This is a genomic window from Methylomonas sp. Uni0011, assembly GCF_056850255.1.
The window spans coordinates 77,713-95,316 of the sequence record NZ_JBVVNO010000003.1 but is presented as its reverse complement, the minus strand read 5'-3'; the positions used below and the strand labels follow the sequence as shown (position 1 = coordinate 95,316).

Here is a 17,604-nt window from a genome sequence, read left to right as displayed (position 1 = left end):
GGCGGCACGAGCATGCAATACGGCATCAAGTTTTCGCATAGCGGCTCCGGCCGAATCCGGGCATTCGGCCTGCTGACACTGCTGCTCTGCGCGTTAGCGCCGGCTCCGGCCTCGACTCAGGAAAACCCGTACCGGGTCAAAGCCGCCTTCCTGCGCAATTTCGCCCATTATGTGGTCTGGCCGGACCAAGCCTTGCCGGACAACGGTGCCCCCTGGTGCGTCGGCATCCTCGGTCCGGACCCGTTCGGCGAGATTCTGGACGATACCTTGCGCAACCGCACCGAGCAAGGCCGCGGCTTCCGCATCGTTCGCGCCCAGCGGCCGGCGGAATTGCCGGCTTGCCAATTGGTTTACATTGCTTACCCGGAGCCTTGGCAACGCCAACAAGCACTCGCCGAATTGCGCAACAAGCCGGTATTGACGATCGGCGACGCGCCGGATTTTCTCGACGCCGGCGGAGTCGTGGGCTTCGTTGTGGATGACCGGGTGGGCATGAGCATCAATCTGGACCAAGCGCGAGCAGTTTCGCTGACCATTCAAACCAAGATGCTGGAGGTATCCACCAGCGTCCTGTTCAACGGCGCCTTGCGCCGGATGAGGTAAGCGATGCCGATGCGATTGAACATTCACCACCGGCTATCTCTGATATTGTGGGGATCGGCTGTCTTGATCTTCATATTGCTCGGCGGCGGTTTGCTGATATATCAAAACCTGACTTTGGAGCAACGGGTCCATCAGATCATGGAACCCTACGCAGACTTGATCGCGGTTGGCACCGACAGCGCGGTGGCTTTCGAGGACGGCCAACGCGCCCAGGAAATTCTGGATACGCTGAAACACAATCCGCAATTGCTGGGGGCACACATCGTCCTCAGCGACGGCCGACTGCTGGCTCAAATCGGCAATCAGACGGAAGCCAATCTCGCCGACGTCGACAACCGCGACGGCATTTATCTGGCTTCGGCTCATGCCGACTGGGTGCAAACCCTCCCCAGCGGCGCCCGTCTGCGCCTGAGCATGAATCTGAAACAATTGAACCGCGAAACGCGTCAGACCCTGTGGCTATTCGGCGCCGGGGTCTTGATCCTGATGGGAGTTACCTGGAGCCAGTTGATGGTTTTGCGCCGCACGGTGGTAAGGCCGATCGCGGCGTTAACCGAAGCCACCGAGCGGGTGCGAGCCGAAGCCGATTACCGGCAGCGGGTACCGGCCGACGGCAACGACGAACTGGCCCGGCTCGGCCGCAATTTCAACGCCATGATGGCGGCGATTCAACAACGCGACGACGCCTTGCACCGGCTCAACCTGTTTCAACGCACCATTCTGGACAACGCCGCCCACGGTATCGTATCCACCAACTGCGACGGTATCGTCACCAGTTTTAACCCGGCCGCGGAACGGTTGTTGGGCTACCCGGCCGCAGAGGTGGTCGGGCGGGCAACACCGGCGTTGTGGCACGATAGCGAAGAGATCGCACTCTGCGCTGGCGAGCTCTCGGCGCAATTCGGCCAAACCATAACGCCGGACTTCGGCGTGTTCACTGCCCTAGCACAATATCGTTCGCCTGAAGAACGCCAATGGACGTTTATCCGCAGAGACGGCAGCTGCTTGCCGGTCAATCTTTCGGTGACGGCATTGCGCGACGAAAGCGGCCGGATCGGCGGTTTCGTCGGCTTGTTTTATGATCTGTCCGAACGCAAACAGGCGCAACAGCGTTTGCAATTGCTGAGTTTCGCACTGGACAAAGTCAGGGAAACCATCCTGCTGATGGGCGAAAACGACCCGCGGTTTTTGTACGTCAATCAAAGCGGCGCCCATACCCTGGGTTACAGTGTCGCCGAATTGACAGGGGGCATGAGCGTGTACGACATCGACCCGACTTGGACACCGGAAATGTGGCGAGAATTCTGGCCGCAGTTGTTGGAACACCGGCAAATTCAGTTCGAATCCATGCATTGCACCCGTCAAGGCCGCGTGTTTCCGGTGGAAATCACCGGCAACGCTTTCGAGTTCGACGGCAAAACTTACAATTTGGCGATCTGCCGCGACATCAGCCAGCGCAAGCGAACCGAAGAAGAACTGCGCCATTACCGCGACCGCTTGGAAGAAACCGTGCAGCACCGTACCGAAGAACTGCAAATGGCGCGAGATGCGGCGGAAACTGCGAATAAAGCCAAGAGCGCATTCCTTGCTAATATGAGCCACGAACTGCGCACACCGTTGAACGCGATTCTGGGGTTCTCCAGCCTGATGCGTAAAAGCGCACAACTGGCGGAGCGCGATCTGCGCAATCTGGACATCATCAATCGTAGCGGCGAACATCTCCTCAGCCTGATCAACCAAGTGTTGGAAATGGCCAAAATCGAATCCGGCCAAGTGCCGTTGGCGGAAGCGACTTTCGACCTGCAGGCGATGGTCGACGACGTGCTGAACATGATGCGCGCGCGCGCCACCGAAAAAGGGCTCAGCCTGGCGCTCGATCCGGCATCGGCGTTTCCGCAGTTCATCGTCGGCGACCAATCCCGCTTACGCCAAGTCTTGATCAATCTGGTCGGCAATGCGTTGAAATTCACGGTCAAGGGCGGCGTCACCGTTCGCCTGCGCAGCAAACTTAACGCCACTGCGCACCTGCTGATAGAGGTAGAAGACACCGGCATCGGTATCGCCGAGCAAGACCGGCAACGCATCTTCGAACCCTTCGTCCAGATCGGCCAAACCACCGCGAGCAAAGGCACCGGTCTGGGCCTGAGCATCACCCGCCAATTCGTACAATTGATGAACGGCAGTATCGGGCTGGAAAGCGTCGAGGGCCAGGGATCGCTGTTCCGAGTCGAACTGCCGCTACGCATATCGGAACCGGCCAAAGGCGCCGCTCAGCAGGCCGCGGCAGACGAACGCGAAGTGTTGGGGCTGGCGCCGGACCAACCGGAGTACCGGATTCTGATCGTCGAAGACCAGACCGACAATCAACTGCTGCTTTCCTGGATCTTGGAAGCCATCGGTTTCAAGGTCAAATTGGCCGAAAACGGCCGGGACGGGGTGGAACTGTTCCAAAGTTGGAAACCGCACCTGATCTGGATGGATCGGCAAATGCCGGTGATGGACGGTCTGGAAGCCACCCAAACCATTCGGGCCTTACCGGGCGGCGATGCGGTAAAAATCGTCGGTGTGTCGGCGTCGGCATTTGCCGAACAGCGCGACGAAATTTTGGCAGCGGGCATGGACGAATTTATCGGCAAGCCCTACCATCCGGCCGAAATCTACGATTGCCTGGCCCGGCAATTGGGGGTACGTTACCGCTGTGCCAATGCGCCGGCCGCCGAGACGCCGGCCTTCAGCACGGACAGCCTGAGCAAGCTGCCGGCTGCGGTGCGCTACGATCTGGAAAATGCCTTGAAAAGCCTGGAAAACCAACGTATCGCCGATGCCATCGGCCAAGTCCGGGCGCATGATGAGCAACTGGCCGCAGCACTGGCGCTGCAGGCCGAAAACTATAACTATCCAGCGATATTGAAAGCATTGCGAGCCAATCGAGGCGATTCGACATGACCAGCCGTCAATCCAGAATTCTTGTCGTCGACGACACCCCGGCATCGCTGAAGCTGTTGTCGGAACTGCTGCGGGCGGAAGGCTACGAGGTCCGCTCCGCCATCGACGGCGAATTGGCGCTGGAATCGGCGTTCGACAACCCGCCGGATCTGGTGATGTTGGACATCATGATGCCCGGCATCGACGGCTTCGAAGTCTGCCGTCGGCTGAAAGCGCACCCGGCCACGCGGCAAGTGCCGGTCATCTTTGTCAGTACCCTGTCGGAAACCGAAGAAAAAGTACAAGGCTTCCATTTGGGTGCGGTGGACTACGTGTCCAAGCCTTATCAGCGCGAAGAGCTGCTGGCGCGAGTGCGGACCCATCTGGAAATCGAACGCCTGCGCAACCGGCTGGAAGAGGCGGTGGCGGAACGCAGCAGCCAGCTGAACCGGAGCGAGCAAAAACTCAGAACCACGCTGGACGATTACATTTCCGCCCACACCCAATTGCACACCCTGCTGGATACCATTCCCGATCTGGTCTGGCTGAAAGACCCGAACGGGGTGTATTTGACCTGTAACCTCCAATTCGAACGCCTGTACGGTGCCAGCGAAGCCGAGATCGTCGGTAAAACCGACCGCGACTTCGTCTCCGCCGAACTGGCCGACTTTTTCCGCGACAACGACCAAAAAGCAGTGCGGGCCGGCAAGGTATGCGCCAACGAGGAATGGCTGGAATTTGCCGACAACGGTTACCGCGGCCTGTTCGAAACCCTGAAAACTCCGGTACTGGACCGAAACGGCAAGTTGATCGGCGTGCTGGGTATCGCCCGCGACATTAGCGAACGCCGGGCGGCCCAGGCCAAAATCCAGCGCCACATGCAACTCTACGCCGCATTGAGCCGGTGCAATAAAGCCATCGTCCAGTCCGCCGACGAGGCGGACCTTTTCCTCAGCGTTTGTCAGGCTGCGGTGGAATTCGGCGGCATGAAGATGGCATGGGTCGGCCTGCTGACTGCCGACCGGAGCGCGCTTCGCCCATGCGCCAGTTTCGGCGAGGGCGCCGACGAACTGCAAACCATCGACATGGCCTTGACCGCCGGCAGCACCTTCAGCCGCAGTCCCACCAGCGTTGCGATCCGCGAACAACGGCCTTATTGGTGTCAGGACTTTCAAAACGATCCGTTAACCCTGCCATGGCGAGCCCAAGCGCTAAAAGCCAATTGGAAAGCGTCTGCCGCTCTGCCCTTGCACCAGGGCGCCGGCGTGTTCGTGTTGTATGCCGACGAAGTGGACGCTTTCGACGCCGACGCCCGCGGCCTGTTGCTGGAAATGGCTACCGACATTGATATTGCGTTGGACAACTTCAGCCGCCGCAGGGCCCAGCAACAAGCCGAAGCCGAAATAGAGCGGCTGGCATTTTACGACCCACTGACCGGCCTGCCCAACCGCCGCCTGCTTTACGACCGCCTGCATCAGGCCATCGTCGCCAACGCCCGCGCCGCCAGCCACGGGGCGGCGCTCTTCATCGATCTGGACAATTTCAAGACGCTGAACGACACCAAAGGCCATAACCACGGCGACTTGTTGCTGGTCGAAGTGGCTCGCCGTCTGGAAGACAGCGTTCGCGAAGGCGACACGGTAGCCAGGCTGGGGGGCGACGAGTTCGTCGTGATTTTGAACGGCCTTAACACCGATCCGGGGCAGGCTTCGGCTCAAACCAAAATGATAGGCGGCAAAATCCTGACGGCGATCAGCCGCCCCTACCCGCTGCAAGGCTACGAGCACCATTGCTCGGCGAGCATGGGCGTCGGCTTGTTTCGCGATCCGGATACCACGGTAGAAGAGCTGCTGAAATGCATCGATACCGCGCTGTATCAGGCAAAACGCAGCGGCCGCAACAGCATGCAGTTTTACGACCCGGCAATGCAACAAGCGCTGGAAACCAAAGCCGCACTGGAAAACGACTTACGCCGGGCACTGGAAGAAAACGGTTTCCTGCTCTATTTTCAGCCGCAAGTCGACCAGGACGGCAACATTGTCGGCGCCGAAGTCTTGATCCGTTGGCAACATCCGCAACGCGGTCTGGTCGGGCCGGCGGAATTCATCCCGCTGGCCGAGGAAACCGGGCTGATTGTGCCGATCGGCAATTGGGTGGTGGATAGCGCCTGTGCCCAGTTGAAACATTGGGCGGACCGGAGCGGATTCGATAACCTGCAACTGGCGGTCAACGTCAGTGCGCCGCAATTTCGGCAGGCGGATTTCGTCGCCCAGGTCCGCCGGACGATTGCGCGTCACGGACTCTGTCCCAGCCGCCTGAAGCTGGAACTGACCGAAAGCCTGGTATTGGCCGATATCGACGATACCATCGTCAAAATGCAGCAACTCAGGGAAAGCGGCGTCAGTTTTTCGATGGACGATTTCGGCACCGGCTATTCGTCGCTGTATTACCTGACCAAGCTGCCGTTCGATCAGTTAAAAATCGACCGTTCCTTCGTGCACAATCTGGGCGTGAGCCAAAACGACGCGGTCATCGTCCAGACCATCATTGGCATGGCCGACAATTTGGGTATCGAGTGCTTGGCCGAAGGCGTCGAAACCGAAGAACAGCTCGCCTTTCTGAAAGCCCACGGCTGCCATTTCTACCAGGGCTTTCTGTTCGGCCGGCCGCTGCCGCTGGAACAATTCCAGGCCCGGTTACAGGAAGCCAGCGACCAACCGACAAACCTCGACCTACGCGTCTTCGATAGCCGCCCCTAGCGGGGTCTTGCCGGCGGGCGTCCTGGTTCCTGGCGTTCTGCGGCTTTGGTCCGGCCGGCGCGCAAACCTCAATCTCTCCCCATCCATCCCGAATTTTCATCCGCTGACGCTTGCATTCGGCCGCGTCCGGCTCGAGCGTTCGCGCGGGAACATATTTTTGCTTGACTTATAATTGCGAATCATTATCATTTGTATCAAATGCTATTGCTTCTCTCGCGGTGGCATCTCCGCATCTTCGGTCTCGCTTGGAGAATGCGGTTTTTTAAGCCCGTTAATCCGGCGTCCTCGCTAACAGTAAAGCGGCCGCCGGGTTAGCCCCCTGACAACGAGGTCTCTATGGACGAAGCCGAAACCACGGCCGGATCACAAGCGGAATTGACCCGGTTGCATGCGACCACCTGCCTGTTGATGACTCAGTTCATCAGCGGCCGGCATTGCCCGAAACTGTCGCAGCAAATCGTCAGCCAGCTCGGCCATTTGTTATCCCATCCGCAATCGCAAACGCGGTCCGAAAGCCGCGAGCTATACCAACAACTACTGACGCACTGGCAAGGAGTGACCCAACAATTGATAGACCTTAAGCAGCAACAGCGGCAAACCGCCGTTTACCACTGAACCTTGTTATGAATGAGCTTAACCCTAAAAACAAAGACGTTCGAATCGCCGCCACCGTCGCCAACCGCCCGCGCCTCAGTACCCGCGAGTTGTTCGCCGCACAGAGCGAAGTGATTATCGAGCACCAAGGCGAAGAATATCGCTTACGCATCACCAGCAACGGCAAATTGATTTTGACCAAATAAACCGTAGTACCGCATAGCCAGCCAACCGGACGGTAGCCAGCCAAGCGTAACCAACCCACGCAATAGTCGAGGCTATATGACCGTCAATCTGTGTTTTCTACAAGCCATCGCCGTAGCAACCAGTCCGCAACGGCAACCCGCGTTCCGCCATGCCGGTTCGCAGCCGCAGCCTTCAGCATCCGGCCATTGGCTGGGCCTGAGCTTAGTCCTTGCCTTGCACATTGCCGGTCTATGCCTGATTCCGGACAGCCAGCCCGAACCCAAAATCACGCCGCCGCAGGCCATCATGGTGAATTGGATCGCCGCACCGGCCGCCAAAGCGCCTACTCCGGCTCCGCCGCCGGCCGCCGCCCAAGCGAAACCGGAAGCGGTCAAACCCAAAGCCAAACCCTTGCCTCAGGCTGCCAAACCGAAACCGATACTGGCCACGCCCAGCGAAACCGCCTCGCCGATCAGCATGCCGGCCGAACCGCTGCCCGCACCCGAGCTGCCGGCACCTGCCGCCGTTTCGACAGCAGAAGCCACACCGGCCGCGGCCAAAACCAGCGAAACCGACAACAATCAGGCGCCATTGACCCTGCCCAACCTGAACGCCGACTACCTGAACAACCCGCCGCCGGCCTACCCGCCGATCTCGCGCCAATTGGGCGAACAAGGCAAGGTCTATTTGCGGGTCTTGGTCAATGTCGAAGGCAACGTCGATCAAGTCACGTTACGCAAAACCAGCGGCCACGAACGCCTGGACGCCGCCGCGCAGGAAACCGTCAAAAAATGGCGTTTCGTGCCGGCCAAACGCGCCGAACAAGCGGTCGCCGCTTGGGTAGTAGTACCGATTTCATTCAGCCTTGAGGGATAAAGCCATGTCGTTCAACCAAAATCTCAGTCATTTTTTGTCGCAAAGCGACACCGTCGGCCAAACCCTGTTCGGGCTACTGCTGTTGATGTCGGTCACCAGTTGGTATTTCATCGCCGTCAAAGCCTGGCACGGCTTGCAGGCGCGGCGAAACAGCAAACATTTCCTGAACCAATTCTGGAATGCCGCCTCGCTGGACGAAGTGGCGCACTCGCTGCATCAACACCGCGACGACGAACCGTTTTCGCATCTGGCATATCACGCGATCAGCGCCAGCCGCCACCACGCCAAGCACGGCAAACAACGCCTGCAGGAAGCCGGTTCGGCCGGCGAATTCCTGACCCGCGCCATGCGCCGGGTCATCGACGAGGAAACCGCCAAGCTGGAATGGGGCCTGACCGTACTGGCCTCGATCGCCAGCACCGCACCGTTCGTCGGCCTGTTCGGCACGGTCTGGGGTGTTTACCACGCCTTGATCGGCATCGGCGAAAGCGGCCAGGGTTCGCTGGAACAAATCGCCGGCCCGGTCGGCGAAGCACTGATCATGACCGGCCTGGGCTTGGCCGTCGCCATCCCGGCCGTACTGGCCTACAACGATTGCGTCCGCTCCAACCGGGTATTGCTGGCGCAACTCGACGCCTTCGCCCACGACCTGTTCGCGTTCCTGACCACCGGCTCGGCCATCGCATCCGGCGCCGCGCCGGCCAATCCCGCCCAAAAACTGACGCTGGTTAGCGTGGGAGCGGAATAATGGCCTTCGGCAACTTTGACCAAAATAAAGCCGGCGGCCATTCGATGGCCGAAATCAACATGGTGCCGCTGATCGACGTGATGCTGGTGCTGTTGGTGATCTTCATGATCACCGCACCGATGATGACCCACAGCGTCAAAATCGACCTGCCCAAGGCCAGCAGCCAGGTGCAACCGCCGACACCGGTCGAGCCGGTGAATCTGGCGATAAATGCCGACGGCCAATTGTTCTGGAACCGGGACGCCGTCAGCCGCGAGCAATTGCAACAACGCTTGCAGCCGCTGGGCCAGCAAGCCGACGCCCCGGAAGTGCATATCCGCGCCGACCGCAACGTGGCTTACCACTTTATCGCCGAAACCCTGGCCGACGCGGCGAATGCCGGCGTCAGCAAGATCGGCTTCGTCTCGGAGCCGGAGAAAAAATAGTACACAAAATTCCGACCTTTGCCGGTTTTGGGATGTCTGGCGTAGGCGAGGTAGGGACGCCGCGTTGTCATGGTATGAACAGTAAAACGCCGTTACGTCAGATATCCCAAAGCCGGCAAAGACACATGCCGACCGCTTTCGTGCCACTGCAAACCGGCCGGCGGTGGACAACCGAGCACTGGTAGCAACGATGCCGCCAGCCGTTGCGCCGATCTGCCCGGCGCCTGGCTGCGCGGCGCAGGACACCGACAAGGACCCGTCGGCCGACAAGGATGTCACCCTACACGGATAAATTAACAGCCGGCACCGAATAGCCGGCAAGCAGTACCAACCGAAACAACCCGCCAGCCCCCTAGCCGTCGCGCCAGGCAGCCAGCAGTAACCACTGTATGCCATGGCAACCAAACTGAATTACTCATCGACAACACTCGGCCGCTGCCCCTATGCGGCCTGCGCCGAATCTGCCGAGACTTGCAGCCGCGCCGCACTGTGCACGCTGCTATGGCTGCTGGCCGCTACGCCGTTGGCGGCCGAGCCCGTCGAAGCCGAAGTCGTCGAGGCGCCCGAAGAACTCGAGCTGGAAACCGTCACGGTCAAAGCTCAAGCCGAAAAACCGGCCGCCGCCCCGCCCGGCACCCAATCGACGATAGACGCCAAAACCATCGAGCAACGCATGGTCCGCAATATCAAAGACCTGATCCGCTACGAACCCGGCGTCAACGTCGGTAACGATCCGCAGCGCTTCGGCGCCAGCGGTTTTACGATCCGCGGGCTAGGCGGCAACCGGGTGTTGATGCAGATCGACGGCGTGCGGCTGCCGGAAGCTTTCAGTATCGGCTCGTTCTCCAACGCCACTCGCAACGCGGTGGACATGGATGCACTGAAGGCAGTGGAAATCGTGCGCGGCGCCGGCCCGGCCGCTTACGGCGGCGACGCCATGGGCGGCACGGTCAATTTCGTCACCAAAGACCCGCGCGACTATTTGAACGTGTTCGGCAAGGACTATTACACCGGCCTGAAACTGAACTACAACACCACCGATAACGGCTTTACCCAAACCGCCACCTTCGCTAACGCACTGGGCGGCTGGGAAAGCATGGCGCTATTCACGCACATGGCCAGCAACGAAACCGACAACAAAGGCAGTGTCGAAACCTTGGGCAGTACTCGTACCGCGCCCAGCCCGCAGGACAACGGCAATTACAACCTGCTGACCAAACTGCTGTACCGGTTCGATGATGACAACATCTTGCGGCTGAGCGGCGAATGGCTGAACAGCCGTTCCGATCTCGAAAGTCTGTTCATCATGGGCGAGCCCGACTTTAGCGGCCGCTTTGTCAACCGCATGCTGACCACCGATACCCAAACGCGTTGGCGGCTGACGTTGGACCACGCCCTGAAGCACCTGGACACGGCATTCGTCGATGATGCCATGTGGAAGTTTTACACTCAAAAATCCGCCACCGGCCAAGTCACCCTGCAGGATCGCACCAATTCAAACGAAGGTAACACGCTGACCACCCGACTGTTCGATTTCGCCAACGACGATTTCGGCGGCGAATTGAAATTGAACAAAAATTTCACGCTCGGCGAATCCCGGCACGCCTTGCAATACGGCGGCCAAATCAGCAAGAACAGCATCGAACAACAACGCGACGGCAGCCGTGCCTGCCTCAGCGGTTCACCTAATCCATTAGTTTGTGCCAAGGGCAGCATCAGCAACGCGGTTACGCCGGACGATTTTCCGGTACGGGATTTTCCACTGTCCACCGTCACCAAAGCGGGCGCTTACATCGAGGATAACATCGGCTTACTCGACAAACGCATCGAACTGATTCCGGGCGGCCGCTTCGAATATTTCCGCTTGTTGCCGGAAGTGGATTACCTGTTTCAAAAAGCCTCGGATGCCGCGGTTGCGGAAGGCGGCGATCCGATTGTGCCCAGCGTCATCGACGCCCATGCCTTCCTGCCGAAGTTCGGCGCCTTGCTGCACCTCACCGATATTTTCAGCGTGCACGGCCAATACAGCCACGGTTTCCGCGGCCCCAACTTCAGCGAAAGCAATTTGGGCTTCACCAACGTCACTGGCGGTTACAGCACCATACCCAATATCAATTTACAGCCGGAAACCAGCATCGGAGCCGAAGCCGGCTTACGCGGCCGGGGCGCGGCCGGAGAGTTCGATATCAGCGTTTACCGCAACGATTACCAACAATTCATTTACCAAAAGACCATCTGTAATCCCGTCAAATCCCTGTGTCCACCGCTGAATTTCCTGACGTATCAAAACGTCAACAGCGCCGACCCGATCCGGATTCAGGGGATCGAATTCAAAAGCCGGTTTAATCTGGACTGGCTGACACCGGTGCTAACCGGCGCCAGCCTACTGGTCAGCGGTTCTTATACCCAGGGCATCAACCTGGAGACGCAGCGCAGCGACGACGAGGCACTCAGACAAATCAGCCCGAAGAAAGCCGTCATCGGTTTGAGTTACGACCAGCCCGGCGGCGACTGGGGCTCTGAGTTGATTCTGACCCTGGTCGGCCCGAAACAAGCCTCGACCCTGCCGCAGCCCGCCGACGAGGTGGAAGCAAAAGCTCGGCTGCTGCCCAGCGGTTACGGGGTTATCGATTTCAACGCTTACTACAACGCCGGCAAACATCTCAGCTTCAACGTCGGGGTGTTCAATCTGCTGGACAAGAAATATTTCGACTGGGAAGACATCAACACCCGCGGCAACGACCCGCACGCCACGTTGAACCGCTACTCCAGTTCGGAATATTGGGGAGACCGCTATTCCCGGCCGGGCCGCAACCTCGGCGTCTCCATGAAACTGGCATTTTGATCGAGGACAAACCGATGAGCACAACAGCCAGGGCCAAACAGGCGGCCCAACGCAAACTGGAAACCCTGTTCGGCGATCTGCTGGACCACGACGGTTACGGCGACTTGCGGGTAGAAATGCGCCTGCTAAAACGCGGCCAGAAGGAAGTCATCATTTACTGCGGCAAACAGTATCGCTACGTCGTGGACTTTCAAGCACGGGATGCGGCCAGCGTAAATCGCGCGGCGCAATCCGCTGCGGAGCCGGGAAAACCGGATTGATTTTTAAATTTCCGCCACCGCAACCACAGACGCGGATCGCCGGCACGGGGCCGAAACGGCGGAAACAATTTTTGGCAAAACCAACGCTGCGTCTTCACGGCGAAGAGCAACGCTAATTCAATCAAGCATAGGAAAGCATTATGAAAACGACTCATCAACTGACTTTGATCGCCGGCCTGTTATCGCTGTCCGGCGCGGCCTTCGCGGATATCACCAACGGCCCGAACCCCTACGCCGCCGGCTACGGTTTCGACACCCCCACCGAAGCGGCTTGGGGCGGCTGGACTCGCGGCGATGCCGGCACGCTCTACGCCGAATGGGATACCTTTATTGACAGTACCTATCCCGGCACTCGCACCGCCGCACCCGATGTCGGCAGCGCCGGCACCAGCAACGCCAATATCGCCTGGAATGCCGGTACCTTCGCCGCCGGGTCGGGCAATCTCTACAGCTTCAGTGTCATTGAAGACTTCACCGCGTCGTTAAGCGGCAGCACGGCGTCAGGCCCGCTACGCGTGGCCCTGCAATTCGAAACCTGGGGCGTACAAATGGATTACGACAGCATTTTGCTGAACGGCGCTGCGCCGACCTATGTCGACACGACCTATTTCGAGGCCAACTACGCCAGTTCTTTCGGCCCTGTCGATCTGGTCCAGTATCTGGCGATCTGGGATCTGCCAACCGCGGCGGCCAGTTACGCATTCGACTTCAACAGCACCGAACACAGCATGAGCCTGGCCCAGGTCGCAATCGACATCGGCCCGAGTACCGGCCCAATTTCCGGAGTACCGCTGCCGGCCGCGGTGTGGATGTTCGGCGCCGGGCTGATGGCCGTGCTGGGCGTCAATCGTAAAAAAGGCTTGGCGGCCTAGGCCGCCGTTTGCGCTTGGCGCCGCCGGCGCCAAGCCCGACTACCGCGATGCCGGCCACAGCGGCATCGCGTTTTAGCAACCGGAGTTAAACATGATGCTGAATACGACCGCTACCCAAAACGCCAGCGCCGCCTACGAATTGAAACTGGCCTGGCGCGACCTGTTGGCCGACCACCCCCATCTGCGGCCGCGCGACGCAGCCAGCAGCCTTGGCGTCAGCGAGGCCGAACTGGTCGCGACCGGCTGCGGCGACAACGCCGTCCGCCTGCGTCCGGACTGGCCGGCTCTGATCGATGCCGTCGGCGGGCTCGGACCGGTGATGGCCTTGACCCGCAACGACGTTGCCGTACACGAAATAACCGGCCGGTACGAACGGCTGCGTTTGTGCGGCGATCTGCTGTTGGTGTCCGGCCATAACCTAGAACTGTGTCTGCTGACCGGCCGCTGGCATTCCGGCTACGCGGTGACCGAGCAAAGCCGGATCGGTCCGCGGCAAAGCCTGCAGTTTTTCGACGCCGAAGGCGAGGCCGTGCACAAGATCTACCTGACCGAGCAGTCCGATGCCGGGCGCTACCGGCGCTTGGTCGCCAGCTTCGCCGCCGCCGACCAATCACCGACGGTAGAGCCCTTGAATATTGCCAGACCCGACGATATCGACTGGGCGACAACCGAGCGCCTGCCGGAGTTATGGCAGCGTCTGAGCCGGCCGCTGGCCGGCCGGCTGCAAACCGTCGGCTTCATTTCCGGGCAACAATTCCGGGAACTGCTGCAGCAATTGGCGCGGCGGGCGATGCCGCTGCAAATTCTGGTCCCCAGCCCCGGCGCGCTGCAGTTGCACACCGGCCCGGTGCAGAACCTGCGGATTACCGAGCCTTGGTTCAACGTGCTGGACCAGGGCTTCAATTTGCATCTGAACGAAAAAGGCGTGGCCGAGACCGCCATCATCCAGCTCGACCACGGCCGGCACACGCTGCGCGGTTTGCTGTTACGCGACCGCCTCGGCTACACCGCGGCGACCGTTTTCGGCGCTTACGACCCCGTCGACGGCGAAAATCTGTTGTGGCAGGAATTCATCGACGCCCTGCCCGGCAATCGTATTTTCAATTAACGGCCCGGCGTTTTCCGGGCACAGGATAAGACCATGAATCCAAAAACGATAGACCTCGACCAAATCCGCCAAAGCTACAGCGCGTTGGCGCAAAGCTTTTCCTCGGTCTTGCTGGCCACGGTCAGCGCCGACGGCGAACCCGAAGCCAGTTATGCCGCCTATCTGCAACACGACGGCGACTACTACATTTACGTCAGCGAGTTGTCGGCCCACACCCGTAACCTGCTCGCCAACGGCAAGGTCTGCTTGCTGTTCCTTGAGGACGAGGACAAGGCCACGCATCTGTTCGCCCGCCAGCGCGTCACCTACCACTGCAAGGCCGGCGAAATCGACCGCGACAGTGCTGCCTTCGACGACCTGATGAGTCTGTTCGAAGAAAAATTCGGCGCCTTCATCCGTCAGTTGCAGAGCATGCAGGACTTCCATTTGTTCCGCATCCAGCCGCAGCGCGGCAGCTTTGTGCAAGGCTTTGCCAAGGCTTTTGCGATAGAAGGCGACGATCTGAACCAAATCCGCCACATGAACGATGTCGGTCACAAGTCCCGCGCACCGGTCGAAGCGCCGGCATAAGCGGCAGGGATTTGCAGATGAAACTCAGCCTATCGCTAAGCCTTGCCGGCCGAAATGCGCTCGCCGCGCTGGTCTGGCTGGGGGCCGCCACGCCGGTATCGGCCGCCGCACCGGCCCGCATCGTTTCGGTCGGCGGCGCGTTGACCGAGATTGTTTACGCACTGGGCGGCGAGGCGCGTCTGGTCGGCGTCGACAGCACCAGCCTGACCCCGGACGCCGCCAAAGCGCTACCGCAAGTCGGTTACATGCGCACGCTGTCCGCCGAAGGCGTGCTGTCGCTGCGCCCCGACTTGCTGCTGGCCAGCGCCCACGCCGGGCCACCGGCGGTATTGGCGCAATTGCACGCGGCCGGGGTACGGATCGAAACCCTGGCCGAGGATTATTCCGCTGCCGGCATCGCCGCCAAAATCGATACGATTGCCGGCTTGCTGGAACGGCCCGAGCGCGGCCGGGAACTGGCCGGGCAAGTGCAAGCCGACTTCGCGCGGCTGGCGCAGTGGCGCGCGCAACACAGCGAGCAACCCAAGGCCTTGTTTTTGATGGCGGTCGCCCACGGCGCACCGCTGGCGTCGGGCCGCGGCACCGCCGCCGACGCGGTGTTGGCGTTGGCCGGCGCCCGCAATGCCGCTGCTGAATTGCAAGGTAACAAACCTATCAGTACCGAGGCGATGATCGCTGCCGCGCCGGAGGTGATTTTGTTGACCGACGTCGCCGCCAATGCCATCGGCGGCCTGGACGCGTTCTACCGACAACCCGGCATTGCTCAAACGCCGGCCGGACGGAACCGCAACATCCGGGTCGTCGATACCTTGGCCTTGCTCGGCTTTGGTTTGCACAGCGGTCAGGCCATCCTGGAACTGGCGATGCAATTGCGCCGCGAGCCGGCGGTTGCCGCCGACGCGGGAGCCAATCGATGACTGCCTGTTCCGCAACCGAGGCCGCCAGACCGAGCCAGGGGCCAAAACCAGCCTTGAGCCGGGCCGGCCTGTGTTGGCTGCTGGCGCTTTTATTGGGTTTGGCGGCCTTGGCTGCGCTGGGTAGCGGCGCGGTGGCGATCTCGGCCGGCCAGGCCGCCGCGATCGTCGCCGACCGCTTCGGCATCGTCCTGCCCTGGCCCTTCGCTGCCGAGCAACAAGCGGTGCTGTTGGCGATCCGCGCACCGCGTCTGGTGCTTGGCCTGCTGGTCGGCGCCGCCTTGGCCGCATCCGGCGCGGCGATGCAGGGCTTATTCCGCAACCCGCTGGCCGATCCGGGCTTGATCGGCGTCTCCAGCGGCGCAGCGCTGGCCGCGGTGGCGGTGATCGTGCTGCGCGACGGCTGGTTCGGCGCGCTGGCCGGCGCATTCGGCGCCTATTTGTTGCCGGTCGCGGCCATTGCCGGCGGCTTTGGCGTCAGTTGGCTGGTCTACCGGCTGGCCGACAGCGGCGACCGGCTGGACGTGGCCTCACTGTTGTTATCCGGTATTGCCATCAACGCCCTGGCCGGCTCCGCCACCGGCCTGCTGGTTTATCTGGCCGACGACGACCAATTGCGCAGCTTGACCTTCTGGAGCCTGGGCAGCCTGAACGGTGCCGGCTGGGACGGCGTCATGTTGGGTGCGCCGTTTTTACTGGCGAATCTGCTGCTGTTACCGTGGCTGGCCGACGCGCTGAATGCATTGCTGCTCGGCGAGGCCGAAGCCGGCCATCTCGGTTTTCCGGTGGAACGGATCAAGACCGGCGTGGTGGCTTTGGTCGCGCTCGGTGTCGGCGCCGCGGTGGCCTTGTCCGGCGTGATCGGCTTCGTCGGCCTGGTGGTGCCGCATCTGTTGCGGCTGGCGTTGGGTCCGGATCACCGCTGGCTGTTGCCGGCTTCCGGCTTGCTTGGCGCCTTGCTGCTGATCTGCGCCGACTATCTGGCCCGCAGCTTGGCGGCGCCGGCCGAGATTCCGATCGGCATCGTCACCGGCCTGCTCGGCAGTCCGTTTTTTCTGTGGCTGCTGTTTCGGCAAAAACTGATGGGGCATTGACATGCTGCAAGCAATCGACCTGAGCTTGCGCGCCGGCCCGAAAACCTTGCTGGCCGGCGTGACGCTGCAACTGCGTCCCGGCGAAGTGCTAGCCGTGGCCGGCCCCAACGGCGCCGGCAAATCCAGCCTGCTGCGGGCCTTGAGCGGCGAACTGGCGCCGAGCGCCGGCCAAGTGCTGATGAACGGCCGGCCGCAAGCCGACTGGCCGCCCAAGCAAGCGGCGCGTTTGCGCGGGGTGTTGCCGCAAAGTTCCGGACTGGCCTTTAGGTTTAGCGTGCGTGACGTGGTCTTGATGGGCCGCAGCCCGCAACGTAAAACCCACAGCGCCGCGCAAAATCGGGCGATCGCCGAACAAGCTTTGGCGCTGACCGACACCGGCCATCTGGCCGAGCGCATCTACACCACGCTGTCCGGCGGCGAGCGGCAACGGGTGCAATTGGCGCGAGTGCTGGCGCAAATCTGGGAGCCGCAACACCCGCTGCAGCGTTATTTGCTGCTGGACGAACCGACCTCGGCGCTGGATCTGGCACACCAACACGCCGTGTTAGCCATCGCCCGCCGTTTTGCCGACCGGCAACAGGCCGGGGTATTGGCGGTGTTACACGACCTGAACCTGGCCGCGCTCTACGCCGACCGCATCGCCCTGCTGCACCAAGGCCGCTTGACCGCCATCGGCACCCCGGCACAAACCTTGAACAGCGCATCGATCCGGCAAGTGTTCGACTACCCGGTCAGCATCGCCAGCCACCCGCAACACCCGCAGGCGCTGTTAGTAATACCGCAACGGCAAGCCGCGCCCGGCATGCCGGCGCAATGAGAGAGTCG

Annotated in this window: 16 protein-coding genes; all 16 read left to right on the top strand. The window is 60.9% G+C overall.

From position 1 onward, the window contains the following. The first annotated feature begins 12 nt into the window (after positions 1–12). The 16 genes from AC0IM9_RS05705 (at position 13) to AC0IM9_RS05630 (ending at position 17,596) form a co-directional block, all read left to right on the top strand. Complete coding sequence (locus AC0IM9_RS05705; RefSeq protein ID WP_140910829.1) at positions 13–603, top strand: YfiR family protein; 591 nt, start codon at positions 13–15, stop codon at positions 601–603. A gap of 9 nt (positions 604–612) precedes the next feature. Then, positions 613–3,549, top strand: a complete 2,937-nt coding sequence (locus AC0IM9_RS05700) for a PAS domain S-box protein (RefSeq protein WP_482803377.1) — start codon at positions 613–615, stop codon at positions 3,547–3,549. Then, positions 3,546–6,287 (top strand): two-component system response regulator, encoded by a 2,742-nt coding sequence (locus AC0IM9_RS05695; RefSeq protein WP_482803376.1) that lies wholly within the window; start codon positions 3,546–3,548, stop codon positions 6,285–6,287. The genes AC0IM9_RS05700 and AC0IM9_RS05695 overlap by 4 nt, the downstream gene beginning before the upstream one ends. A gap of 336 nt (positions 6,288–6,623) precedes the next feature. Then, positions 6,624–6,902 (top strand): hypothetical protein, encoded by a 279-nt coding sequence (locus AC0IM9_RS05690; RefSeq protein ID WP_482803375.1) that lies wholly within the window; start codon positions 6,624–6,626, stop codon positions 6,900–6,902. 8 nt (positions 6,903–6,910) lie between these two features. Continuing rightward, positions 6,911–7,087 carry a hemin uptake protein HemP gene (gene hemP / locus AC0IM9_RS05685; RefSeq protein WP_278209501.1) on the top strand — a complete coding sequence of 59 codons (177 nt, stop codon included), beginning with the start codon at positions 6,911–6,913 and terminating at the stop codon, positions 7,085–7,087. A gap of 76 nt (positions 7,088–7,163) precedes the next feature. Beyond that, positions 7,164–7,943, top strand: a complete 780-nt coding sequence (locus tag AC0IM9_RS05680) for an energy transducer TonB (protein ID WP_482803374.1) — start codon at positions 7,164–7,166, stop codon at positions 7,941–7,943. Between the two features lie 4 nt (positions 7,944–7,947). Then, on the top strand, positions 7,948–8,691 hold the full coding sequence (locus tag AC0IM9_RS05675; RefSeq protein WP_482803373.1) for a MotA/TolQ/ExbB proton channel family protein: 744 nt from the start codon (positions 7,948–7,950) through the stop codon (positions 8,689–8,691). Beyond that, on the top strand, positions 8,691–9,116 hold the full coding sequence (locus AC0IM9_RS05670; protein ID WP_140910836.1) for an ExbD/TolR family protein: 426 nt from the start codon (positions 8,691–8,693) through the stop codon (positions 9,114–9,116). The genes AC0IM9_RS05675 and AC0IM9_RS05670 overlap by 1 nt, the downstream gene beginning before the upstream one ends. A 394-nt stretch (positions 9,117–9,510) precedes the next feature. Then, entirely contained in the window at positions 9,511–11,961 is a 2,451-nt protein-coding gene (locus AC0IM9_RS05665) for a TonB-dependent hemoglobin/transferrin/lactoferrin family receptor (RefSeq protein ID WP_482803372.1), read from the top strand. A 14-nt stretch (positions 11,962–11,975) separates the two neighbouring features. Then, complete coding sequence (locus AC0IM9_RS05660) at positions 11,976–12,221, top strand: hypothetical protein (protein ID WP_482803371.1); 246 nt, start codon at positions 11,976–11,978, stop codon at positions 12,219–12,221. Positions 12,222–12,361: 140 nt separating this feature from the next. After that, a complete protein-coding gene (locus AC0IM9_RS05655) occupies positions 12,362–13,093 on the top strand; it encodes a VPLPA-CTERM sorting domain-containing protein (protein WP_482803370.1) in 732 nt (243 codons plus the stop codon). Positions 13,094–13,184: 91 nt separating this feature from the next. Continuing rightward, positions 13,185–14,201, top strand: a complete 1,017-nt coding sequence (locus AC0IM9_RS05650) for a ChuX/HutX family heme-like substrate-binding protein (protein WP_482803369.1) — start codon at positions 13,185–13,187, stop codon at positions 14,199–14,201. 33 nt (positions 14,202–14,234) lie between these two features. Beyond that, positions 14,235–14,771: a HugZ family pyridoxamine 5'-phosphate oxidase gene (locus tag AC0IM9_RS05645; protein ID WP_482803368.1), complete on the top strand. Its 537-nt coding sequence runs from the start codon at positions 14,235–14,237 to the stop codon at positions 14,769–14,771. Between the two features lie 17 nt (positions 14,772–14,788). After that, the gene (locus AC0IM9_RS05640) at positions 14,789–15,688 is read left to right on the top strand and encodes a heme/hemin ABC transporter substrate-binding protein (protein WP_482803367.1); all 900 of its coding nucleotides are present in this window, start codon (positions 14,789–14,791) and stop codon (positions 15,686–15,688) included. Then, positions 15,685–16,779, top strand: a complete 1,095-nt coding sequence (locus tag AC0IM9_RS05635; RefSeq protein ID WP_482803366.1) for a FecCD family ABC transporter permease — start codon at positions 15,685–15,687, stop codon at positions 16,777–16,779. The genes AC0IM9_RS05640 and AC0IM9_RS05635 overlap by 4 nt, the downstream gene beginning before the upstream one ends. Continuing rightward, positions 16,775–17,596 (top strand): heme ABC transporter ATP-binding protein, encoded by an 822-nt coding sequence (locus AC0IM9_RS05630; RefSeq protein ID WP_482803539.1) that lies wholly within the window; start codon positions 16,775–16,777, stop codon positions 17,594–17,596. Before AC0IM9_RS05635 ends, AC0IM9_RS05630 begins: the two co-directional genes overlap by 5 nt. Positions 17,597–17,604 lie beyond the last annotated feature (8 nt).

What these genes read in the sequence shown, in the direction of transcription:
- hemP (WP_278209501.1), top strand. Translation starts at nt 6,911, where the DNA reads ATGAATGAGCTTAACCCTAAAAACAAAGACGTTCGAATCGCCGCCACC.
- AC0IM9_RS05645 (WP_482803368.1), top strand. Translation starts at nt 14,235, where the DNA reads ATGAATCCAAAAACGATAGACCTCGACCAAATCCGCCAAAGCTACAGC.
- AC0IM9_RS05670 (WP_140910836.1), top strand. Translation starts at nt 8,691, where the DNA reads ATGGCCTTCGGCAACTTTGACCAAAATAAAGCCGGCGGCCATTCGATG.
- AC0IM9_RS05705 (WP_140910829.1), top strand. Translation starts at nt 13, where the DNA reads ATGCAATACGGCATCAAGTTTTCGCATAGCGGCTCCGGCCGAATCCGG.
- AC0IM9_RS05650 (WP_482803369.1), top strand. Translation starts at nt 13,185, where the DNA reads ATGATGCTGAATACGACCGCTACCCAAAACGCCAGCGCCGCCTACGAA.
- AC0IM9_RS05665 (WP_482803372.1), top strand. Translation starts at nt 9,511, where the DNA reads ATGGCAACCAAACTGAATTACTCATCGACAACACTCGGCCGCTGCCCC.
- AC0IM9_RS05690 (WP_482803375.1), top strand. Translation starts at nt 6,624, where the DNA reads ATGGACGAAGCCGAAACCACGGCCGGATCACAAGCGGAATTGACCCGG.
- AC0IM9_RS05655 (WP_482803370.1), top strand. Translation starts at nt 12,362, where the DNA reads ATGAAAACGACTCATCAACTGACTTTGATCGCCGGCCTGTTATCGCTG.
- AC0IM9_RS05675 (WP_482803373.1), top strand. Translation starts at nt 7,948, where the DNA reads ATGTCGTTCAACCAAAATCTCAGTCATTTTTTGTCGCAAAGCGACACC.
- AC0IM9_RS05695 (WP_482803376.1), top strand. Translation starts at nt 3,546, where the DNA reads ATGACCAGCCGTCAATCCAGAATTCTTGTCGTCGACGACACCCCGGCA.
- AC0IM9_RS05635 (WP_482803366.1), top strand. Translation starts at nt 15,685, where the DNA reads ATGACTGCCTGTTCCGCAACCGAGGCCGCCAGACCGAGCCAGGGGCCA.
- AC0IM9_RS05660 (WP_482803371.1), top strand. Translation starts at nt 11,976, where the DNA reads ATGAGCACAACAGCCAGGGCCAAACAGGCGGCCCAACGCAAACTGGAA.
- AC0IM9_RS05700 (WP_482803377.1), top strand. Translation starts at nt 613, where the DNA reads ATGCGATTGAACATTCACCACCGGCTATCTCTGATATTGTGGGGATCG.
- AC0IM9_RS05680 (WP_482803374.1), top strand. Translation starts at nt 7,164, where the DNA reads ATGACCGTCAATCTGTGTTTTCTACAAGCCATCGCCGTAGCAACCAGT.
- AC0IM9_RS05640 (WP_482803367.1), top strand. Translation starts at nt 14,789, where the DNA reads ATGAAACTCAGCCTATCGCTAAGCCTTGCCGGCCGAAATGCGCTCGCC.